This window comes from Maribacter litoralis, from assembly GCF_003075045.1.
In the GTDB taxonomy this organism is placed as follows: Bacteria; Bacteroidota; Bacteroidia; order Flavobacteriales; family Flavobacteriaceae; genus Maribacter; species Maribacter litoralis.
Window position 1 is genome coordinate 168862 of the sequence record NZ_QCZD01000004.1, and the last position, 22103, is coordinate 190964.

Below are 22103 nucleotides of genomic sequence, written 5' to 3' on the forward strand. Positions count from 1 at the left end.
ATACAGTGAATGTACTAGGAAAATTAATTATGGTTAGGTATTATTCAAACTTATAATTAATACCTAATTGAAAAACATTGGAATAAAAATTATCTATTGTATAAAATTCATATGCTCCATTAAAAGTAAAATAATCTGTAAATCGATAGATAATCGAGCCTGTATACCTTTCAAAATCCGGTCTTTTATCCTCAGCAAAGAGGCTAAAATCGGCTATCAACTTAATTTTAGAAGTGCTATTACCTATCGTAAATAATATACCAGCACCGCCGAACATTCGCTCTTCGGCCATCCAATAAGGGTAACCAGAACGACGATTTAATGTACCTCTACCAATAGCACCTTCAATATATGGGTTCAATTTTAACTTTTTAGTACTTATCAAGTTATACTCATACCTTCCAACAAAAGTTGCATCTGCCCCTGAATCTGTGTAATAATTTGCTTCCAATGCTAATATTTGTTTAAACAAATTACTAAGTGGTATTTCTTTATACACATTCAACAGAGTTCTATAAATATTTAGCTCATAACCAGGTCCTGATTGTACCGGAAAAATATCCACTTGATAGGCAGAATAATTCGTTCCTTTAGTTTTATTATACCCAATACCTGCTTGAAAATAAAGCTCATTATCGTTATCTTTCTCTATTCGCCCTTTAAATAAGTAATTACTATTCTCTCCTGGGTTTAATTTATATCTATACCCCAAGCCAATTAAATCTTTATTTACATTACTGGCAAATCTGGGTTTTACATTAATAGTATACATAGAAGAATGTGAAAAAGAGAATCTATGCACATTTCCTTTTTGATTATAAAACTCATAATACCCAATAAAGGATGACATTGTAGGGTCTAGTTTATCATTAATACTATTATAATCCGCCCCCAAACTAGCACCTTGAAACTGTCTCTTATTTTTTTCTATTAACAACACCGTAGATGGATCCAATATATCCAAATACAGTTTAGAGATTTCTAATTGTTGTTTTAATTCCATCTCTTTGACTTCGTTATTTATTGCCAGTATTAATTTTGGATCAACTTCCTGAGGGGAAATAGAAAATGCAATTCTAATAGCCTGTGTTATTTTACCATCATACAGATATAAGGTGGACATGTAATTTTTTATCTCATAGTCGTTGCTATGTTCTTGCATATATTCGTTATAATAGTTGGTAAGGCTTTGCATCTGTCCCAATTCAAAAAGCCAGGTCATTTTATTTTTAATATCTATTTCTGTGGCACATTTAGACCAAGCCACAGCGTTCCTATAGTTTTCCAAATCGCCAAAAACCTTCGTAATTTTATTAGCATATTTTACTAAATCTTCTCTACATGCTGGTACTCCTCTAAGCTCTTGACTAGCTTTTCTCTCATCATTCGCTAGTAATAAACCAATGTAATATGAGAAATTAGATTGCTTATATTTTATAAAATCTTTAGAATTTACGGTCCAATATTCTATAGTTTCATTCGAAATTTCTAAACTGCACTTCTGCCAATGTAACGCTTTTTCAAAAATTAAAGCATCTGCGTAAGTCCATGCAATACTAGTAGCTAATTCTTTATCGTAAATGCTACATGGTTCTATTTGGTTTAATTCCTCTATTAAATTATTCGCCTTGGAATAGATTAAGTGCTCCAAGTAACGTTCAGTATTTTCAGAAGTAGGGGACAATTCCGATAACTTCTTTAATACTTTAGAAATATTTTCACTATTATCTAACGTATTAAAATGATTATAATATTCTTTTAAACATACTACATTAGTTGTATTATGTTTTAGTTGCCTATTCATCCACAAACGCCTTACTTCAGTAGTAGGATAACCTACAATAAGATTTAGATTATGAGCTAAAAATGCTATTTTTTCATTTGAATTTTTTTGATAATAAGTATCTAATGTTTTCCAAAACAAATCTTCTTTACCTTGCCAAACCATGTATTGAGCATAATCCATTAATATTTGACTACTTGCCATAGGGTTAACCTTTAGATAATTTTCTATTAACTGTGTTGCCTGAGGTAAATTATCATTAGCCACATATCTTTTTAACTTATCACCAAAAGACATTAAGGAAGCCTGTAAATCATAAAAAATATCTCTTTCTTTGTTTACTTTTGCTATTATATTAGTGACATTATTTTGTTGAGTTGGATTCAAATTTAACACCGCCAGCGAAGGGTTTTTAGTTTCCAAAGAGAAAAGGTATCCATCTAAATACGGCACCTTTTTATATCTTATATTTTGCTCGTATAACAAATCACTAATTTTCTGATCATTTACTTTATCAACATACATTAACCAATAGTACAATCCATTTTTATTTCTACTGTTAAAACTTTCGACCTCATATATATCTTCTTGAATGGTATGGGCATATTCAGCGTAACGCCAGTTTATAGTTTCATATGATCCATCTGTGGCATTTAAAAAACGAGTAAATGGATGTCTAGCCTCATAATCTATTAAATAGTCTTCAAAAACTTCTAGCAATCCCTTTTCTGATGAAGAAGAGTACCAGTTTAGATTATGTTTATTTCTATATTCAAAGTGTCCACTAGTTGTAGCATTGGACTCATCTGGAATTTGATAAACATCATCGGGGTGTACAAAGTGCGTCCAAATGCCTGTATAGATATACATAGATTCTATAGCCCACTCAGAAGCAGCTTCTATATTATATCCACTGCTAATTCTTGGGTAATCAAAAAAGTGACTATTAAGTGGATCTGGATCAAACTCTCTTCCACCACCTTCACTTACTTTACCTAAATAAGTACTTTGCATAAAACGTAATGATGGCATTCCTTCATGCAATTTCTGTAATCCAACACTATCTATATAATTACTTGGTGGCACATAAGAAATAGGTAGGTTTTCAAATCCTAGCACCTTCCATTTTTTTTCAGCAGCATTTAAGGCCGTAATAATATAATTAGGGTTTTTCCAATCAACCTTTAATAGTGATACGTGATTGTAGCCGTGAAAACCTAATTCATGACCACTATTTAATATATTCTTACCTAACCAACCACTACTACTTTCCTCACCTTCATTGGTGATTATTCTGTTCTGATCCCATTCCAAAAACCCGAACGGTGGGTAAACATTACTATTATAATCGAAGGTTACATAGGCAGTATACTTCATTCTATGTCTTTTAGCCAGTTTTTTCATGTCTGGCCACCAAACATCTTTCACATATTCAGAAATACTTAAATCCATTTCGGATTTAATGGGTTCTTTATAAATATTATATGTTGGGGATGGGTAATCATCTAAAAAAATTGTGGCCACATTTGCAACTGGGTAAGGCACCCCCTCCAAACCATATATTAGACTAGAAAACAAAAAGCCACGCATGTTTTTTAATAGGTTGAAGGAAGTGTTTATTAATATTACCTTACCATCACCAACCTTATTTTCTAATAAAACTGGATAATCTTTATCATTTGCAGCAGAAACTAAAACATGAATATTATCTTTAAAATTATCTTTATCTAGCCCAATAAATGGGTCTACATAATCGTGGACTAATCCCATTTTATCAGGAAAAACAGGTTTATTAAAATAAAAGCCTTTTGCGGTAGTATTAGTTTCCAATTTAGCTTCTGGTTTTAAACCCATTAAAAAAGCCATTCTTGGGTCTCTTACCGTTTTAGGAATATGTAATGTACCTCCTTTAGCAACGAAATTAGTGATACTATCTATACTAGCATCCGTCAAGCCAATAGTTTGTTGTAAGCTTAATACCTTTATAGTTTTTGGAATTTGTGGATTTAGATTAAAACCGTCTACCAAATTAGTCTTATATGGTATTTTAGTGTACTCAAGGGTTTTCTTTAAATTTTCAATTTCTAGAAAATTAGATTGTACTTTAGCATCAATTACTACTAGAACTATAGGAGACTCTGAACTGATTTTAGGCAAGTTAAACTTAGAATTAAACCTATATAAGTCATTTTGACATCCAACTAAAAAAAGTACTAATAAACTGTACTTTAAAAATTTTACAAAAAACCTTTTTTTCATAAACTAAAAATAAGCTCATCCATCTTGGAGGCATTTTCTTTATTGACAATTTGATACACTGTTAAGCCTTTATCTTGGTAGAATATAGTAACCTTCCTACCTCTTTTTTTAAGTGTAGCCAAAACATCTGCTATAGGCTGCTTTAATCGTTTCGGGGTATTTATAAATTCTGATCTGCCAACAGTTTCTTTTTTAGTGACAAAAACAAAAACATTACTTGGCAAAACCACTTCGGGATGCTCATTTATATATTCTTCATCATCTTTATAGTTACAATAGTGTAAATCATTTTTCAAGTAATTTCTCACAAACAAATCATAAGCAATAAAACTATGTTCGCTCTTACTTATTTTATAACCATAATTAGCGTTTACTACAGCATAAGAAAATGGAAGATATTCATTGGATAACTCATTATATGCCATTAGAACTCCTGTTTTTAATGGTTCTTTTTGTTCAAATTCTTTTGAAATAAATCCGTTATATTTTATTGCAAAAACTACTAGAAAAATACAAGTAATAGGTGTAATTAAATTTCTAACTTGTTTATTTCTAGGTAATAAAAATTTTAGATACTCCCGTATTACTCCAAGAAGAATCCCAAAATTAATAATTATCATTGGGGTTAATACTTGATAAAACATATCCATATCGATCCATTCCCATTGAATATATCTTAGCAATAAAAACGCATTGAAAACAAGGGCATAGATAAGTAATGCCTCCCATTTTCTATTATTTTTAATATATAGAGGAACAATTAAAGGAAATACAAAAATACCTTGTAGCGTATAAAAATTTAATACCTCAGGTAAGGATACTATCAACTGAGGAAAATAGGTATAAATATCTACGATAATTAAATTTTCTCTCAAGATGTTTATAAAGGGCTTATTAGCCACCCACCCCATAGTAATATAAAGCACAAACAAAACACCAATTGCAATAAGATATGCCAAAACACTCCATCGAACATAGCCTACAATATTACGACGACAAGTAAAATAGGATACTACAAAAAATATAGGCAAGAGCCAAACAAACACAAAGAGGTTTGTTAGTGCCGTAGCAAAATATAAAACTGTCAAAAAGAATAAAAACCTTTTTTTATCAGTGGTTAACAACTTTGGTTTTAATGTATAAATTGTAGCTGGAAATACAAAACAAAGCGCTAAATAAACTGGGTTGTGCTCCAACAACAAATTGATATTCATTGGTAAAAATCTATAGAAAAAACCAAAAATCAACAAAGCTATAGACGGCGCAGTAAATTTAGATTTCGATAATTGCATAATAACCCAATATAAGACCATAGACAATGCAAAAGTCTCTAACAAGCCAAATGAATGAAGTGCCATTTCTTCGCTTATGTTTAATATTTTGGAATAAAAATTAACTGCAATTTGTTCTCCTGGAACAGCTAAATTATCACTAAACCATTGGTTATTATTTATAAGCTTTACGGCATTTAATTTATTTAGCCACAAACCAGAAAGTACCCACAAGTCATTTTTCAGAAACTGATATCTAGAGAACATGGTAGCAAATGCACAAAATACAGATGCAAACAATACATAATTTATCCTTTTAGGGAGAAGTAACTCTTTTAAATTCTTTAAAATCTTCTTATAACTCCATTTTTTTTCTACAAAACGAAAGACTTGAATTAAAGTTGCAACCCTTTTTTTTGCCAATGTACCATTAACCTTATGTATTTTTCTAATTTCAAGGTATTGCCATATAAAAAACAATAGCGATAAAATAAAAATAGCAAGGGAATCATACACTTTAATTAATATCAAAATAAACAATAACACTAGTGTAAAACTTCCTGCTAATGCACCACGTTTAATAACATAATCGAGATTATAGTTTCTAAGCTTTTGTCTTGTAACAACTTGGTGTAGAAAGAAAAAGCAAAGCACTACCAACATTAATCTAAATGGCCCCAATAAAACAACATCTATGTTAAAAATATTAATCATTAGTAACCTCTTGTAAATTTATGTTACTGATATAATATGGTACACCCAATTTTTGTAGTTTCTTGGCGATTACCTTTTTCATTTTAGGTGTATTTGCATATTCCATCACATACACTTCTTTTGCTGTTTTAGATAGCGTTTCTTTTATGCGTTTCTGCATTATCTTTAAGCTTATTTCATCTCTATAACCATAGGTATTTGTAGTAAAATCATATAGGCTAAATAGAGACTCGAGCAAAACAGCATCAGTACTATTCACCAACTTATCATTAAGGAAAAAACCAGAATTTTGAACTAAAAAAAGGTCACTATTATTCTTCTTAAGATATTTAATCATGCAAACCAATTCGTTTTCAGCACCTTTTAACTTGCCCCATTCAGATACATTATCTAGATTATCTAAAAACAAACCATTAAACCCTTTACTTAAAATATCATTAGCCATACCAGCCACTATTTGCCTTGCCTGTTTTTCTCTTATATTTATATAACAACTACCCCATACTTGATTACTACCAAAAACATATGGAAGCAGGCTTTCGTAATACTTTGAATTTTTATTTATTTCTGTTAAGCTTATATAAGCTACTACTTTGGTGTTATTTTGTTTAAACACTTCGATATCTTCTTTATTATAATGTTCAGGCTCTAGTATTACCATGGAATAACCTCTAATATTCATAGGATTTAATTTGCCATAACAAACGATAAACTTGTCATGTTCCGCCTTAACTTTTGTTTTTAAGTATGATGCATTAATAAAAGGCACCCACAGTAATAGAATACTAATAAGCTGCATAATAATAGAAATCTAATTGTTTAAAATATGCCTTTATATGGTTAGTTGTGTATACCATAAATACCACAGAACCAATTAACATACCCACTACACTATACTCATAGCTAACCCACCTACTTATAAAAAATCCGATTGTAAAATTGATTATACTCGATACAATTAAAGCTTTTAACACTTCATTTGGCCTATTTAAGGTAAAAAGGTAAAGTGCATTTAGCATGGCCCAAGACAAAAAGAAATATCCTAGACCACCAATAACACACACCCTAATACTTAAAACATCTATTTGTTCTCCAAAACTAGTTTGATAACCCCATGAATTTGTAATAAAACAATACAAAAACATACTTACAAGCAGCAACATAACAAATAGTATTAATACATGCTTTTTGTAATTTTCATATAGACTTTTACCAAAATTATGCTTGTCAACAACCATTATGCTTCTCTGTTTTAAGTCCATAAATTTGGTAAACGAAGCGATAGCATATTCCATAACCCCAACCAGAATAAAGAATACGACAATAGCTAAATCCATACCTATTTCATAACTTTTTTCATAGAGAAATAAATACCTATAGGTTAGCTCTATATCTGCAGACCAAGCCAAAAATCGATCAATAAAAATAAATACGTAAATTAAGATTCCGTAAAAGAAATAAGGATAGTTTTTATATATAACCATTAACTGTCTTGGCTTTAGATTTTCTGATGTATCCTTTGTGATTTTTAATTTAAAAAATACATAAAGGTATAATTGCGAAAGACTTATGGCCAATAGAATACTTAGCCATTGCGTTATATAAATATGGAAAGAGGTATTGAAGTGAAGCATTAAAGCAAATAGCGAGGACACCACAATAACAACAGAAATTACCCAACGTTGTCTTATTGCATGATAAGGAGCCATAACCAATAATAATAAGCCTATTAAAAATCCATAGCAAATAGTCACAAGCACAAAAGTAGTCGGATAAGTACCTAGTACATAATTAATAATTAACAGGAAAGCAAAAACAGCAGTCATCCCTTTAATGCCAGATATAACTAACCTTTTTGTTACAATTTTAGTTTTATAATATTCTTTATGATTCCAATAAAAGGAAGCCTGCCTACCAAGCACTTGAACATAACCTCCAGATAAAACTATACCGAGAATTACACCAAATACAACAGAGGTAGATTGTATAATATTAAAGCCCATATAAGTCCATAAAGAATAACCATAGACTATAATACTTGCTATTTGAATAAAAACGGGCATCAAGTGGAAAATACCTAAAGGATAAAATTTAGCAAACAACTTTGCCTTTACCCACAAGTAATCTGAAATAGGTATAGATTTATTTAAATTTTTAGGTTTTCTCTCATTTATATTTAAAACTTCCTTAACGTCTCTTTGTTTTATGTCTTGGTAAACAAGCTCTGCTAATTCCATAAGAGTGTTATAGCCATAATCTACTATAACATCTTTTTCTCTAACCCCCATGGACTCTAAGGCGGCTTTTACCACCATAACACTTACAGGGTTTCCCACTTTATCTATAACCTGCATTTCTACAGCCTTTATGTTTTTTCTATTTACAGGCATACTATACCAGTTAAAATGGTAGAATTAGATTTCTTAAAACTGTCTTGAGACTGTTCTTTTATTGCGTTAAGTTCATTGTAAGTTTTCTCAAAAGCTTGTAAAAAGTTTCCTAGTGTAAAATTTTCAATAACCTTTTTTCTAGAATTTATTGCCATCTGTTCCCTTAACGTCTTGTCGTTTAATAAGGTTATTACTTTTTGTGCGATTTCAACGTAATCCTTTGGTTTGCAAATAAATCCGCAATTAGCATCTAAAGCTTCAGAAACCCCACCAACATCTGTAGATACTACAGGAACCCCACAACTCATAGATTCTATTACTGTATAAGGGAAACCTTCTGAAATAGATGTTAATATAGAAATATCTCCTTCCGCAAAAAGTTCTTGAGGTGTATTATGAAAACCTTTGAGGAAAAAATTCTTAGCTAAATCTAGCTCAACAATAAGGGCTTCACATTTTTCTGTATATTCTGGTACAGCATCTTTATTTCCATAAATCAAAAATTGAACATTAGGTATTTGTTTTCTAACCTCATTACAAGTTTTGATCATCGTAATAATATCCTTTAAATCAAAAATTCTTGCAGCTGCTACAACAGTAGGCACATCTTTTAAGTGTTCTGGTTTAGGAATAGGCTTAAATTTATTATGGTCTACTCCATTGTAAATAACTTCTATTTTATTGTAATCTGCACCATAATATGTTTCCCAAGACATGTTAAACTTACTAACAGTGGTAATCCTCGTAGCATTCTGATACACCAATTTGGTAATTCCTTCAGAAAACTTAATAAGCATATCTTTTAAAAAATAAGAATAATCACTAGAGCTTATAGCCAATAATCTTTCTCTAATAAAAACGCCATGTTCAGTAACTAAAATGGGGGTATTATATTGGTACTTTAATGCTAGCGCTGGTATAACCGCTACTCCAGAAATGGTTACATGACTAATATTTACCTTTGGTACTTTGACCGCCATAGGTATTAAGAACCTATAAATCCATCTTAAGCCAATGGTAATATCTTCCAGAGTCACCTCACTTAACTCATGTTCAGGCAAAGATTCTTTTATAGCATCACAAAACGTTTCCCAAATGATATTACTGCACATGGTAGCCTTATAATCGTACTCTTGGAAGTAAGACCACATCTGATAAAAACAGTTATTTAGAATAGATATATTTGTTTCCTGCTTGTATAGTTCATTAATAAATAAATGAAAATTGCTTTTAAATTGAGCTGTAATTACATTAGGTGATGTTCGCTCTTTTTTTTGTAATATATCCGAGTACTTAATATCGTAATCTACACAGTCTAAAGGTTCCTCAGGAGACCACATAGGTACCTGAATAATATCTTTTACATTATCGCCAATTGGGTACTTTGTGCGTACTTCTACATTGGCATTTATAGAGTAGATTACAAAGTCCGTATCCTTAATTTGAGTACAAAGGTCGTTTGCCCAAGTGGAAACGCCCCCTGTATTAAAGGGATATGTTCCTTCACAAATTAAAAGTACTTTCTTAGAATTTTCAGAATCCATTAACCTTTTTTTGAGAGAGTGAAATTTTGCTCCCAAGTTCAAAGAAAAAGCTAATAAAAAGACTTTTAATTATTAATTGTTGAAGTTCTTTATTTTATCTATTAACGGTTAAAAGCAAGGTGCTGATCGATGAAATACCTAATAGAAATAGCACTAATTTTTATTTTCGAAATACTCAAATCCATCGATAATATCTAAATAAACACCATCGAAGTTCACTGCTAAAATAGCGTCTAAATAAGCATTTTCCGAACCGAAAATAATACTTTGCCATTCCGGATCCCAATACTTTACTTTATAGTTTCCTGGCCAGTTTGGATTCTCTTCCTCTAACCAAACTGGTTTTTGATTATGCCATACAGTACTCCAATAAAACCTGTAATCTTCCGCTTCGCCTATACTCATATAACATAATACTAAGCGCTTAGTACCATCTGATTTTACTTTTAAACTTTCAATCATAGTTCTTCCAAATTCAGAGCCGTCATTGAAAAACAAATCCATAAATACTACATCATAATCTGTTGCTGAAATTGCTTCAATTACATCATTTTTTGAATCATAATCAGAATAATTTACAAAAAATAAAAAGTTATTGGCATCTTTTAAAGAGGATATATTTTTTGTAGATATTGGTAATGATTCAGGAATTTCAGGAATTACCGTTAAATCTCGTTCTAGTGCTATAAATGGAATAAAATCTAAGTCTAAATTTTTCTCTATTGCATCTTCAACATTACTATCAGACTTGCAATAATCAATAACAAATATCTCATTGTTATAATCTTGTGATACTTTTAAATAGTTAACCATATATTCGGAAACAGAGGTAGGTGTCTTTGCGTTATCTCTTTTGTAACCGTAAAATAAATTTTCTTGACCCAGTGCGTCTATAGCATTTAAATAATCTATGTAAACGCCACCCTTAGCATCTTCCTTTTCAGTAATTAGTTCTATTCCATTTTGCGGTATAATATTGAAGCTAGGTTTTACATTTTTGGCATATGTACTCAAATTTATAACAAAGGAGCGCATTTCATCTCTGTAGTTTACTGAATCAACTATAGAATTTTGCAACTCATTTACTGGACTTACCACGTCCTGAGCTTTACCGCATTTCAAGAATATCACCGAAAATAAAAATCCATATTTTAAAACATCCATACGCTTCATTTTGCAATTAATTGTTCATATTAAAAATTACTACTATTAGTTCATACTAAATTATTAACCTAACCCAACATCTAATGTCATCATGATGATAAAACCACCTATGAAGCCCATGGTAGCAATATCGGTATACTTATCTTGTTGTGTTTCAGGTATCACCTCTTCAACAACAACGAATATCATAGCGCCGGCTGCAAAAGAAAGTGCATAAGGCAAAATAGGCTGAAAAGTAAGTACCGCCCAAGCCCCCAATACCGCAGCGACGGGTTCTACCAGTGCAGAAGCTTGCCCAAACATAAAACTTTTGGTTCTACTAAGCCCATGCCTACGTAACGGCATGGCAACGGCAAAACCTTCCGGAAAATTTTGAAGTCCTATACCCAATGCCAAAGCAACGGCACCACCAATAGAAGCGCCATCAAAACCAGCGGCAACACCACCAAAAAGCACACCTACCGCTAAACCTTCCGGTATATTATGAAGTGTAATTGCCAAGGTCAACAAGGTCGTTCTACGCCAAGGTGTTTTTACACCCTCAGCTTCCGTTTCCTTAAAATTTATATGTAAATGGGGCAAGACCTTATCCAATCCAAAAATAAACAAGGCTCCCAGCAAAAAGCCAACTCCTGCCGGTATTACCTTTACAAACCCCTCACCCGGACTCATTTCTATACCCGGTGCCAAAAGACTCCAAAAACTTGCGGCTACCATTACTCCGCCGGTAAAACCCAACATACCGTCTAAAACAGCACGGTTCATTGTTTTAAAGAGAAAAACCAAAGCGGCACCCGCAGCTGTAAGTCCCCATGTAAATAATGTGGCATAGAATGCAGCCAATACGGGGTCAATTGATTCAAAATACGCTATAATTTCATCCATAATTTAAATAATTAGTATGCTACTCTTCATCTACGATCTCCAAAAATAAATTTGTTGCAATCTGTTTTGATATCCTTATAGAACCTGATCTAGTAGAGATGGTAACGGAACCATCAAACTCTTCAATTTCCAATATTTTAAAAGTATCGCCCAAAGCAATGTTATTCTTATCCAAAAACTTTAAAAATGCAGCAGAAGAATCGTTGACCCCTACACACACTCCTTGGCTACCCACCGGCAGTTCACTGATCAATTTCTTAACAGATTTTGTAAACACCCCATCTTTATTGGGTATTGGATCTCCATGCGGATCCACTTTCGGGTATCCTAAATGGGCGTCTAGTTTATCAATTAAAGCATCGCTTTTTATATGCTCAAGTTGTTCTGCCACTACATGAACCTCATCCCAAGAGAAATTAAGTTTATCAACTAAAAATACTTCCCAAAGTCTATGCTTTCTAATAATGGAGAGCGCCACCAACCTACCTTTTTCAGATAGTGAAACACCTTGGTACTTTTTATAGTTCACTAAAGATTTCTCAGCTAATTTTTTCACCATATCGGTAACCGAAGACGGCTTAGTCTTCATCTGCTCTGCAATAGCATTGGTTGCAACAGATTTACTGTTGAAATCACTTAAGTGATAAATAGCTTTTATGTAATCTTCTTCGGATAATGTCATTTCAAAACCAATATTAATACAAAAATACATTTTTATATATAAAAACAATTATTTAGTTTTGTCTAAAACTTATTTTAGATGCATAAAATATTATTTTTTGCCTACTCTATTTTGACTTGTATGACCGTGAAAGCTCAAAATTCTACCATATCCGGAACCATATCATCAAACAGTTCGCCAGAGGCCTATGTGAATATTTATTTGAAAGGCACTCAGCTTGGCGCGGCATCAGACGAAAATGGTAGATATGAGCTAAAAAATGTTCCTGCAGGTAAGTACACAATTATTGCTTCTAACATAGGTTTTGAACAGTTTAGAAAATCAATTATCATTTTAAAAGGTGAAGATCAAGTAGTAAATATCAACCTAAAACCCTCAACCGAATCCCTTGATGAAATGGTAGTAACAGGCACTTTAAAACCGGTAAGCAGATTGGAGAGCCCGGTACCTGTAGAGGTTTATACACCTACTTTTTTCAAGAAAAACCCAACACCTAGTATTTTTGAGGCGCTACAAAATGTAAATGGTGTACGCCCACAAATAAATTGTAATGTATGTAATACTGGCGATATTCATATTAACGGACTTGAAGGACCGTACACTTTGGTTCTTATAGACGGAATGCCCATTGTTAGCGGACTTGGAACCGTGTATGGATTATCTGGAATTCCCAATTCACTTATAGAACAAATTGAAGTCGTTAAAGGCCCTGCATCTACCTTATATGGAAGTGAAGCTGTTGGCGGACTCATAAATATTATTACCAAGGACAATTTATCGGCACCCGATTTTTTTGTCGATAGTTTTGTAACCGATTGGGGGGAATTCAACCTCGATGTTGGCACAAAATTCAATGTAGGTAAAAAAGCCAACGTTCTATTGGGCGCAAACTATTTTAAGTATGACAACCCTATAGATAATAATGGGGACAATTTTACCGACCTCACGCTACAAGATCGTATATCGGTGTTTCAAAAATGGAATTTTGAAAGAAAAGATGCTAGAATTTTTTCTTTGGCAAGTAGAATTTTTTATGAAGACAGATGGGGAGGAGAAATGCAATGGACTCCAGAATTTAGAGGCGGAGATGAAATTTATGGCGAGAGTATTTACACCCGAAGATGGGAAATTTTAGGAAAGTACCAATTACCGGTAGCGGAACAAATGATGCTTTCTTTTTCTTATAATGACCACAATCAAAACTCGGTCTATGGCGATGTACCCTACTTAGCAGATCAGCGCATTGGTTTTACACAATTGACATGGGACAAAACTATGGGTAAACATAGCCTTTTAGCAGGTACGGCTTTGCGTTACAATTATTACGACGATGATACTCCGGCCACATCGAATTTAGAGGGCAATGAACCTGATGAAGTAATTATACCGAGCCTTTTTTTACAGGATGAGATTATGTTCAACAATAAACATTCGTTACTTCTAGGGGGCAGATATGATTATGATAGCCGCCACGGTAATATTTTTACACCTAGGGCAGCTTATAGATTTAAGTTTACCGATAACGACATTATACGTCTTAATGCCGGTACCGGATTTAGGGTAGTTAACCTGTTCACAGAAGATCACGCAGCATTGACCGGATCAAGAGACGTTATTATTGCTGAAGAATTAGAGCCAGAAGAGTCATTTAATGTTAATCTTAACTTTCTAAAGAAGATTTATAGTGACAATGGCACCTTTATTAGTCTAGACGCTTCGGCATTTTATACGTATTTTCAAAACGTAATAATACCCGATTATGACACCAACCCCAATCAGATTATATATGATAATTTAGATGGAAAATCCATTTCTAAGGGAATAAGCGCAAATATTGATATTTCTATGTTTAACGGGTTCCAATTTATGCTTGGTGGAACTTTGCAAGATGTAAGCAATACCGAAAACGGGGTTACGCAACGCCAGATTTTAACAGAAAGTTATTCAGCCAATTGGAGCGTGGGTTACCATATTCGTCCTTGGAGTTTAAAAATAGATTACACCGGTAATTTATACGGCCCTATGCGATTGCCCACCTTGGGAGAAACTGACCCTAGACGAGATTTTTCGCCTGCATGGAGTATTCAAAACATTCAATTTTCATATAGCGGCTTACAGAATTTTGAAATTTATGGAGGGGTTAAAAATTTATTGGACTGGACACCTAACCGTGGTAACCCCTTTATCATTGCCCGCGCCAACGATCCATTCGACAAAGAAGTAACCTTTGACGCAAATGGCAATGCCTTGGCAACACCTAACAATCCAAATGCATTAACTTTTGACCCCTCTTATGTCTATGGTCCAAATCAAGGAATACGTTCTTTTATTGGGCTACGTTATACTTTGAATTAAACATTAAAGACACAGGCTATTTTGTATTTTTGATGTTCTCGTCCTTAAATAAAAAAGGAGGACTATCTAGTAAATACATGAACGATTTCGATTATATCATCATTGGCGCAGGCGCATCTGGTTTATTACTGGCAGATGCTATGATTACTGATTCGTTTTTTAAGAGCAAAAGAATTTTACTACTAGATAAAGCTCCAAAAAATAATAATGATAGAACATGGTGTTTCTGGGAAAAAGGTAACGGTCAATTTGAAGAGATAATCCACAAAAAATGGGATTCCATTCATTTTCAAGGAGAAAATATTACCAAAAGAACCAAAATAGCACCCTATTCCTATAAGATGATAAGAGGCATAGACTTCTATAATCATTATTTGCAAAAGGTAAATACTTCCCATAACATAACATTCATACAGGAAGCCGTAATAGAAATCGAGGAAACGGATAAAGAGGCCATGGTAAAGACCGAGAACAACATGTATTCTGGTAAGTACGTATTCAATAGTCTTTTCGACTATAAAATGCCCATGCAGCAAACAAAATATCCGGTATTGCAGCAACATTTTGTAGGTTGGGTTATACAGACCGATAAGCCTGTTTTCAATACCGAAGAAGTCACATATATGGATTTTTCCATCCCTCAAAAAGGAAATACCAGATTTATGTATGTACTACCCTATTCCAACAATACCGCATTAATTGAATACACTTTATTTTCAGAAAAGTTATTGCCAAAAGACGAGTATGAGGAAGCTATAAAAGAGTACGTTTTAGAACGCTATAAATGCACTGCTTATAAAATTTTAGAAAAAGAATCGGGTTCTATACCCATGACCGCGTATGATTTCCGAGAGCACCATACAAACAGAATACGTTACATAGGTACAGCAGGTGGTTGGGCAAAACCAAGTACAGGTTATACTTTTATGAGTACAGCAAATAAAACACCTAAACTGATTGAATTCATTAAACAAGGAAGTCCCCTGAAAAAATTGAACCTAAAAGGTAAATTCTGGTTTTATGACATGCTGTTTTTAGATGTATTACATCATGATAATGCTAATGGGCATCGCATATTCGAATTCATCTTTGCTTCATTACCACCACAAAAGGTTTTTAAATTTTTAGATGAAAAAACAAATCTAAGAGAAGACATCGTATATATAAACGCTTGCCCCAAAACACCGTTTATTAAGGCATTGATCAAACGAATTTTCTAGACCGTTCTGTTCATTAGGTTTTCGCCAAATTGCCTCAATAAATCTTTATTTTCTTGTTCTATGTCTATACCCTCAAGAACATCAAAAGCCTTCGCCGTATAATCGGCAATAGCACTTTTTGTGGCTTGATCCGCTTTGGTCTTTTCAAAAATAGAGCGCACAGCATTGATTTTCGCGTCCGCTTCTTTGGGGTGAATGGAATATAAGTGCTCTAATTCCTTTGAAATTACCTCTGATCCAGAATTCAGAGCTTTAAGATATAAATAGGTTTTTTTATTCTCTATAATATCTCCTCCTACTTGTTTACCAAAGGTTTCAGGGTCTCCGAAAACATCTAAATAATCGTCTTGTAATTGAAATGCGATACCAAGATTCAATCCGAAATTATACATCTGTTCTTGAGCTTCATCTGAAGCACCTGCAACTATTGCGCCCATTTTCAAGGCGGCAGCAACTAAAACAGCAGTCTTGTATTCGATCATTTTAAGATACTCGGGCAACATTACATCGTCCCTAGTTTCAAAATCGACATCGTATTGCTGGCCTTCACAAACCTCTAATGCAGTTTTACTGAATAATTTGGCCAAGTCTCTAAAGACATTAGGCTCATAATTTTCAAATAGCTGATAGGCCATGATCAACATTGCGTCACCAGAGAGAATACCTGTATTTATATCCCATTTTTCATGAACCGTGGTCTTACCTCTACGTACAGGAGCATCATCCATAATATCATCATGAACTAGAGAAAAATTATGAAAAACCTCAACAGCAACGGCGGCATCCAAAGCTTTTCTGAAATCGGTTTTAAAAATTTCGGCAGTCATTAAAACCAATACAGGCCGTAACCTTTTACCGCCCAGACCAAGAATATAAGTAATTGGCTCATATAAGTTTCTAGGCTCTTTTGTAATCTTCATTGAGTCTAAATACGTAATAAACTCATCTCGATATTCACTGATAGTGTGCATTCTTAGCAATTTTATACAAAAATAGAACAAATATGGCTGAATGAAGCCGCTTTTCAATTGAGAAGAAATAAAACTTTACCGGAGATTTATAACCGGAAAAAAGAGATTATAGTATAAACCAATACGGCTTACAACGATGCTCTCTTAATAAGTCTTGAAGGCATGATCACCTTTGTGACACCATCACTTTTTAAATGTTGGGCAGCTCTTTTTGCCATTTCATTAAAATCGGTGGAAATTGTAGTAATACCGCCAAAAACAATTTCCTTGGAAACGTTATCGTTTTGGGAAAGAATACCAATATCCTCACCAATTTTATATTTTTTCCTTACCGCATCCCTTAAAATTTGCCAAAGTATCGTATCGCCTAAAGCAAAATATAAATTACCCTTGTTAGCCGACCCTATGGTGTAGTTATTTTTAATGGCTCCATTGATAGCATACTCCGTTATGAACTTTTGAAATGCATTTTTAATAGAAATAGGGGAAAAATCACTCTCTTCATTGAAGTATAATATAATCTTCTTGTACTTTTTAATTTCAGGTAGTAATCTTACTAAAGAGGTATAAATAACTTCTTCAAATTCTTGAGATATATAGGAGTAGGATGCTCCTAAATCTAAATACCGGTCAACCAATAACAACTTTTTGGGCTCTATGCCTTTAAGCAATGATTCCACCTTTTCATTTTGTATGGGAGCAATAACATACATTCCATATTTTCCATTAATATTAGAAATTATAGTTTCAAAAACGGTGAGATTATTATGATGAAAAAAAACATCGATCTGAAACCGCTTACCCATTTCTTTTCGAAAAGTTTTATAGAATTCTTCTTGATAACTTTGAAAGGCAAACAACAGCAATGCCATTCTTTTTGTAATATTCGTAGCCTGGCTAATTACAAAATAACCCTTTAATTGTCTTGATTCTATTAAGCCTCTATTTTTAAGTTCTTCATAGGCTTTAAAGATGGTTTTTCTAGCATAACCAATCTCTTCAACCATAGTGTTTATAGAAGGTAATTGATCACCAACCGTTAAATTTCCATCTTCAATAGATTCAATTACTCCTTGAACTAATTGCTCATGTTTTGTAAGGTTATTATTGTGGGTTAGGTTTAGAATTTTACTAATAACCGGCATAAATTATAAATGAAATTTGCAGCCGTCAATATACAATTTAAAAGAATACTTCAAAATTTCACTTCTTAATTTGAAGTGAAATCCGTTTAATTTTTTAACACAAAACTAACCGCCAAAAGATTTCAGCACCTATAAATTATTCCAACTAGGGATACTTAATTCATACATAAAAGTTAGTTCTCCTCACAAATAAAATATAGCAAAATCATTGTAATGTATCAGGTTTTATAGGAACTGATAAAAATATTCACAAAAGACATAATATATTAATTTGATAAAAATTTAAGATTTAAATAACAATTTCAAAATTTATCATAGTATAATTTATTAAATTAACATTTTATTATATATTTGTTCACAGTAGCATAGTGTATCATAGTCTCTTCATCTCAAAATAGCTTCCAAAAGAGTCTATAATGCCTATGCTAACATATTTAACTAACAACTGTAAGAACTAACTTTATGAATTATCAAACAGACTTTTCTAAGTTTTCCATGATTCGGAATCATGTAAGCTTAACGATGATTTTATTTTTTAGTGGATTTCTCTTTATGAATCTCCACGCACAGACAACCGTTTCTGGAACTGTAACATCAGCTTCAGACAACATGCCGTTACCGGGCGTATCAGTCATAGATGCGAATAACCCAACAACGGGAGTACAAGCGGATTTTGATGGAAACTTCACCATCACCGTAGATGATGGTAGTACAAGTTTACGATTCAGCTACATTGGTTTTAAAGCTGTGGTTGTTCCCGTAAACAACCAAAGCACCATCAATGTATCTCTTGAGGAAGACGTAGCCAATTTGGACGAAGTTGTAGTCGTTGGTTACGGTACTCAGAAAAAAGCGACCGTAACAGGTGCGGTAACCGCAGTACAGGGTCCGGTTCTTGAAAGTTCGCCCGCCATTAGTGTGTCAAACTCTTTAGCTGGTAGATTACCCGGGGTAGTAATTGTTCAGACCAGTGGGGAGCCTGGTAATGACGAATCGAACATTAGTATTCGTGGAACCAATACCTTAGGAAACAACCAACCTTTGATTGTAATTGACGGAATACCAGATAGAGATGGTGGTATAGGCCGTATTAACCCAGATGATATTGCCAATATATCTGTACTTAAAGATGCATCAGCTGCAATATACGGAGCTAGAGCGGCCAACGGAGCAATAATCGTTACTACCAAAACCGGTAAAGCCGGCAAAATGCAAATAAATTATAAGGCTGATTTTGGTATAACCAGACCTACAAGAGTACCAGAAATGGCAAGTGCGGTAGAGTATCAAACTATAATGAATGAATTAGCTATTTACAATAGTAATATTCCTTCAGCTCAATGGGGAGCGGCAAATACCGCTTTTCAAACTACAGGTAGCTATACCATACCGGGTAGTGACCCTGCTGAAACCGTAAACGCTGCATTTAGTCCAGAAACAATCAATAATCATAGAACCAATGCTGATCCATGGTTATACCCAGATACAGATTGGTTCGGTGCAACTTTTCAAGACTGGGCAGAACAACAAAGACATAACCTATCTATAAGTGGTGGTAGTGAAGATTTAAAATATTATGCTTCTTTAGGTTATGCAGACCAAGGAGCTATTTACAAAAACTCTGCGAACAGATATCAACAATATAATTTTAGAATCAATACCGATGCTAGAATAAATGAATATCTGTCTACTAAGTTAAGTATGGCCTATAGAAAAGAAGATAGAACTTTCCCAACCGAAGGCGCAGGTGCTATTTTCAGAATGTTAATGAGAGGTAGACCTAACGAACCTGCAATATGGCCAAATGGCTTACCAGGACCTGATATTGAAAACGGACAGCAACCAGTGGTTGTTACAACCAACGCTACAGGGTATGATAAACAACCAACAGATTACCTACAATTTACAGGTTCTTTGGATATTACCAACCCATGGGTAGAAGGTCTTAAACTGACATTATTGGCAGGTGTTGACCAAAGTCAATTACGTAGAAAACTATGGCAAACACCTTGGACACTTTATTCTCTTGATCGTGCAAATTATATAGCTACTGGTGTTCCAGAACTTACAGGATCTATACGTTCTAATTTTACAGATGCAAGATTATTACAAGAATCTAACAACGTACTAAACACTAACCTTACCGGTTTATTAAGTTATGATAAAACTATTGGTGACGACCACACCATTAACTTATTGGCCGGTGTTACCCGTGAAAACTTCCAAGGAGAATTTTTCTCTGCATTTCGAAGAAATTTCCTTTCTACCGCTGTTGACCAATTAGGTGTCGGTGGTGAAATTGCACAGGAAACGGATGGTTACGGTTACAATAGAACCCGTTTAGGCTACTATGGTCGTGCGCAGTACAATTACAAAGAAAAATACTTAGCAGAATTTATTTGGAGATATGATGGATCTTACATCTTCCCAGGTAATGATCGTTTCGGATTCTTCCCTGGTTTATTGGTTGGTTGGAACATTAACAATGAAGATTGGTTCAATGTTGACTCGATCAGCTATTTAAAATTAAGAGGTTCTTACGGTGAAATGGGTAATGATCAAGTTTCTTTTGACACTAATGGTGATGGAGAAATTACAGATGATGAATTACAAGAATATGCGTACCAATCTATCTATGAGTTTGGTCAATATCCAATTAATGGACAAGTGCAAACTACCTTATTTGAAAACCTCTTGGCCAACCCTAGTTTTACTTGGGAACGTGCTAAAAACTTTAACGTTGGTTTAGATGGTATTGTACTTGATGGCAAGTTAAGTTTCACTTTAGAATATTTCTTGAACAAGCGTGATCAGATTCTTATTCAGAAAACTGGTTCTACTCCGGGATCCTCAGGTATTTCTGAATTATTACCTCCTGTTAATGCAGGTAAAGTAAATAACGAAGGTTTTGAATTTGCCTTGAATTACTTTGGCGGTAGTGTAGACGGCTTCAAATGGGATGTTGGCATAAACGGTGGTTACGCGCAGAATACGGTAGAATTTTTAGATGAAATACCAGGTGCACCTAGCTATCAATTACAAGAAGGAAAGCCTATTGGTTCTTACTTAGTATATGAATCAGATGGTGTGTTTATCGATCAAGCTGCCATAGATGCCAATCAGTTAGACTATAGTGCCGTTAAACCTGTATTAGAGCCGGGCGACATGAAATTTAAAGATGTTAATGGCGATGGCGCTATCAATGACTTAGATCAAGTAAGACTTAAAAATAGTATTAATCCTAATTTCAACTATGGTGTTACGTTCAATGCTTCATATAAGAATTTTGATCTTTCTGTATTATTACAAGGAGCTACAGGGGCTAAGTTATTTATTCAAACAGAATCTGGTGATATCGGAAACTACTTAAAGTACAGCTTTGACAACAGATGGAGTCCAGACAACCCAAGTAGCGAACACCCAAGACTTGCGAGTCGAGGAGACACCTATTATACTGGTGGAGATTATGGCAATAACACCTATAATTTGTTCAGTAAAGATTACTTAAGACTTAAAAATGTTCAGTTGGCCTACAATTTCCCTTCAGAAATGATTGAGCAATTTGGTCTATCTAAATTTAAGATATATATGAGCGGTCTAAACTTGGCAACATGGGCGGCACAAGATATATATGATCCTGAATCGACTAGTAATGATGGTCAGTTTTATCCGCAACAGACTATTATTAACACAGGTTTTAGTTTAACATTTTAAAAAAAA

Annotated in this window: 13 protein-coding genes; 3 read left to right on the forward strand and 10 right to left on the reverse strand. The window is 33.7% G+C overall.

Features of this window, described 5'->3' with window-relative positions:
* Positions 1-40: 40 nt before the first annotated feature.
* From DCS95_RS16400 to DCS95_RS16435, 8 genes are all read right to left on the reverse strand, one after another.
* Positions 41-3940, reverse strand: a complete 3900-nt coding sequence (locus DCS95_RS16400) for a DUF2194 domain-containing protein (protein WP_164674221.1) — start codon at positions 3938-3940, stop codon at positions 41-43.
* Positions 3941-4038: 98 nt separating this feature from the next.
* On the reverse strand, positions 4039-6027 hold the full coding sequence (locus DCS95_RS16405; protein WP_116771878.1) for a hypothetical protein: 1989 nt from the start codon (positions 6025-6027) through the stop codon (positions 4039-4041).
* On the reverse strand, positions 6020-6826 hold the full coding sequence (locus tag DCS95_RS16410; protein ID WP_116771879.1) for an endo alpha-1,4 polygalactosaminidase: 807 nt from the start codon (positions 6824-6826) through the stop codon (positions 6020-6022). The genes DCS95_RS16405 and DCS95_RS16410 overlap by 8 nt, the downstream gene beginning before the upstream one ends.
* Positions 6813-8417 (reverse strand): hypothetical protein, encoded by a 1605-nt coding sequence (locus DCS95_RS16415; RefSeq protein ID WP_116771880.1) that lies wholly within the window; start codon positions 8415-8417, stop codon positions 6813-6815. Before DCS95_RS16415 ends, DCS95_RS16410 begins: the two co-directional genes overlap by 14 nt.
* Positions 8408-9961 carry a GT4 family glycosyltransferase PelF gene (pelF, locus tag DCS95_RS16420; protein ID WP_116771881.1) on the reverse strand — a complete coding sequence of 518 codons (1554 nt, stop codon included), beginning with the start codon at positions 9959-9961 and terminating at the stop codon, positions 8408-8410. The genes DCS95_RS16415 and pelF overlap by 10 nt, the downstream gene beginning before the upstream one ends.
* Before the next feature lie 153 nt (positions 9962-10114).
* Positions 10115-11125 carry an endo alpha-1,4 polygalactosaminidase gene (locus tag DCS95_RS16425; protein ID WP_164674222.1) on the reverse strand — a complete coding sequence of 337 codons (1011 nt, stop codon included), beginning with the start codon at positions 11123-11125 and terminating at the stop codon, positions 10115-10117.
* A gap of 63 nt (positions 11126-11188) precedes the next feature.
* Positions 11189-12010, reverse strand: a complete 822-nt coding sequence (locus tag DCS95_RS16430) for a ZIP family metal transporter (protein WP_116771883.1) — start codon at positions 12008-12010, stop codon at positions 11189-11191.
* A gap of 19 nt (positions 12011-12029) precedes the next feature.
* Entirely contained in the window at positions 12030-12692 is a 663-nt protein-coding gene (locus DCS95_RS16435) for a metal-dependent transcriptional regulator (RefSeq protein WP_116771977.1), read from the reverse strand.
* 78 nt (positions 12693-12770) lie between these two features.
* On the opposite strand from DCS95_RS16435, the gene DCS95_RS16440 reads away from it, so the two are divergent.
* Positions 12771-15047, forward strand: coding sequence for a TonB-dependent receptor (locus DCS95_RS16440; RefSeq protein WP_116771884.1), 2277 nt, complete (start codon positions 12771-12773; stop codon positions 15045-15047).
* 77 nt (positions 15048-15124) lie between these two features.
* Positions 15125-16267 carry a lycopene cyclase family protein gene (locus tag DCS95_RS16445; RefSeq protein WP_116771978.1) on the forward strand — a complete coding sequence of 381 codons (1143 nt, stop codon included), beginning with the start codon at positions 15125-15127 and terminating at the stop codon, positions 16265-16267.
* On the opposite strand, the gene DCS95_RS16450 is transcribed toward DCS95_RS16445, so the two are convergent.
* Together DCS95_RS16450 and DCS95_RS16455 are read right to left on the reverse strand one after the other, a co-directional pair.
* Entirely contained in the window at positions 16264-17238 is a 975-nt protein-coding gene (locus tag DCS95_RS16450) for a polyprenyl synthetase family protein (protein ID WP_116771885.1), read from the reverse strand. The two genes, DCS95_RS16445 and DCS95_RS16450, sit on opposite strands and share 4 nt — an antisense overlap.
* A 128-nt stretch (positions 17239-17366) precedes the next feature.
* On the reverse strand, positions 17367-18383 hold the full coding sequence (locus tag DCS95_RS16455; protein WP_116771886.1) for a GntR family transcriptional regulator: 1017 nt from the start codon (positions 18381-18383) through the stop codon (positions 17367-17369).
* A gap of 522 nt (positions 18384-18905) precedes the next feature.
* Here DCS95_RS16455 and DCS95_RS16460 point away from each other — a divergent pair.
* A complete protein-coding gene (locus tag DCS95_RS16460) occupies positions 18906-22097 on the forward strand; it encodes a SusC/RagA family TonB-linked outer membrane protein (protein ID WP_244178478.1) in 3192 nt (1063 codons plus the stop codon).
* Positions 22098-22103 lie beyond the last annotated feature (6 nt).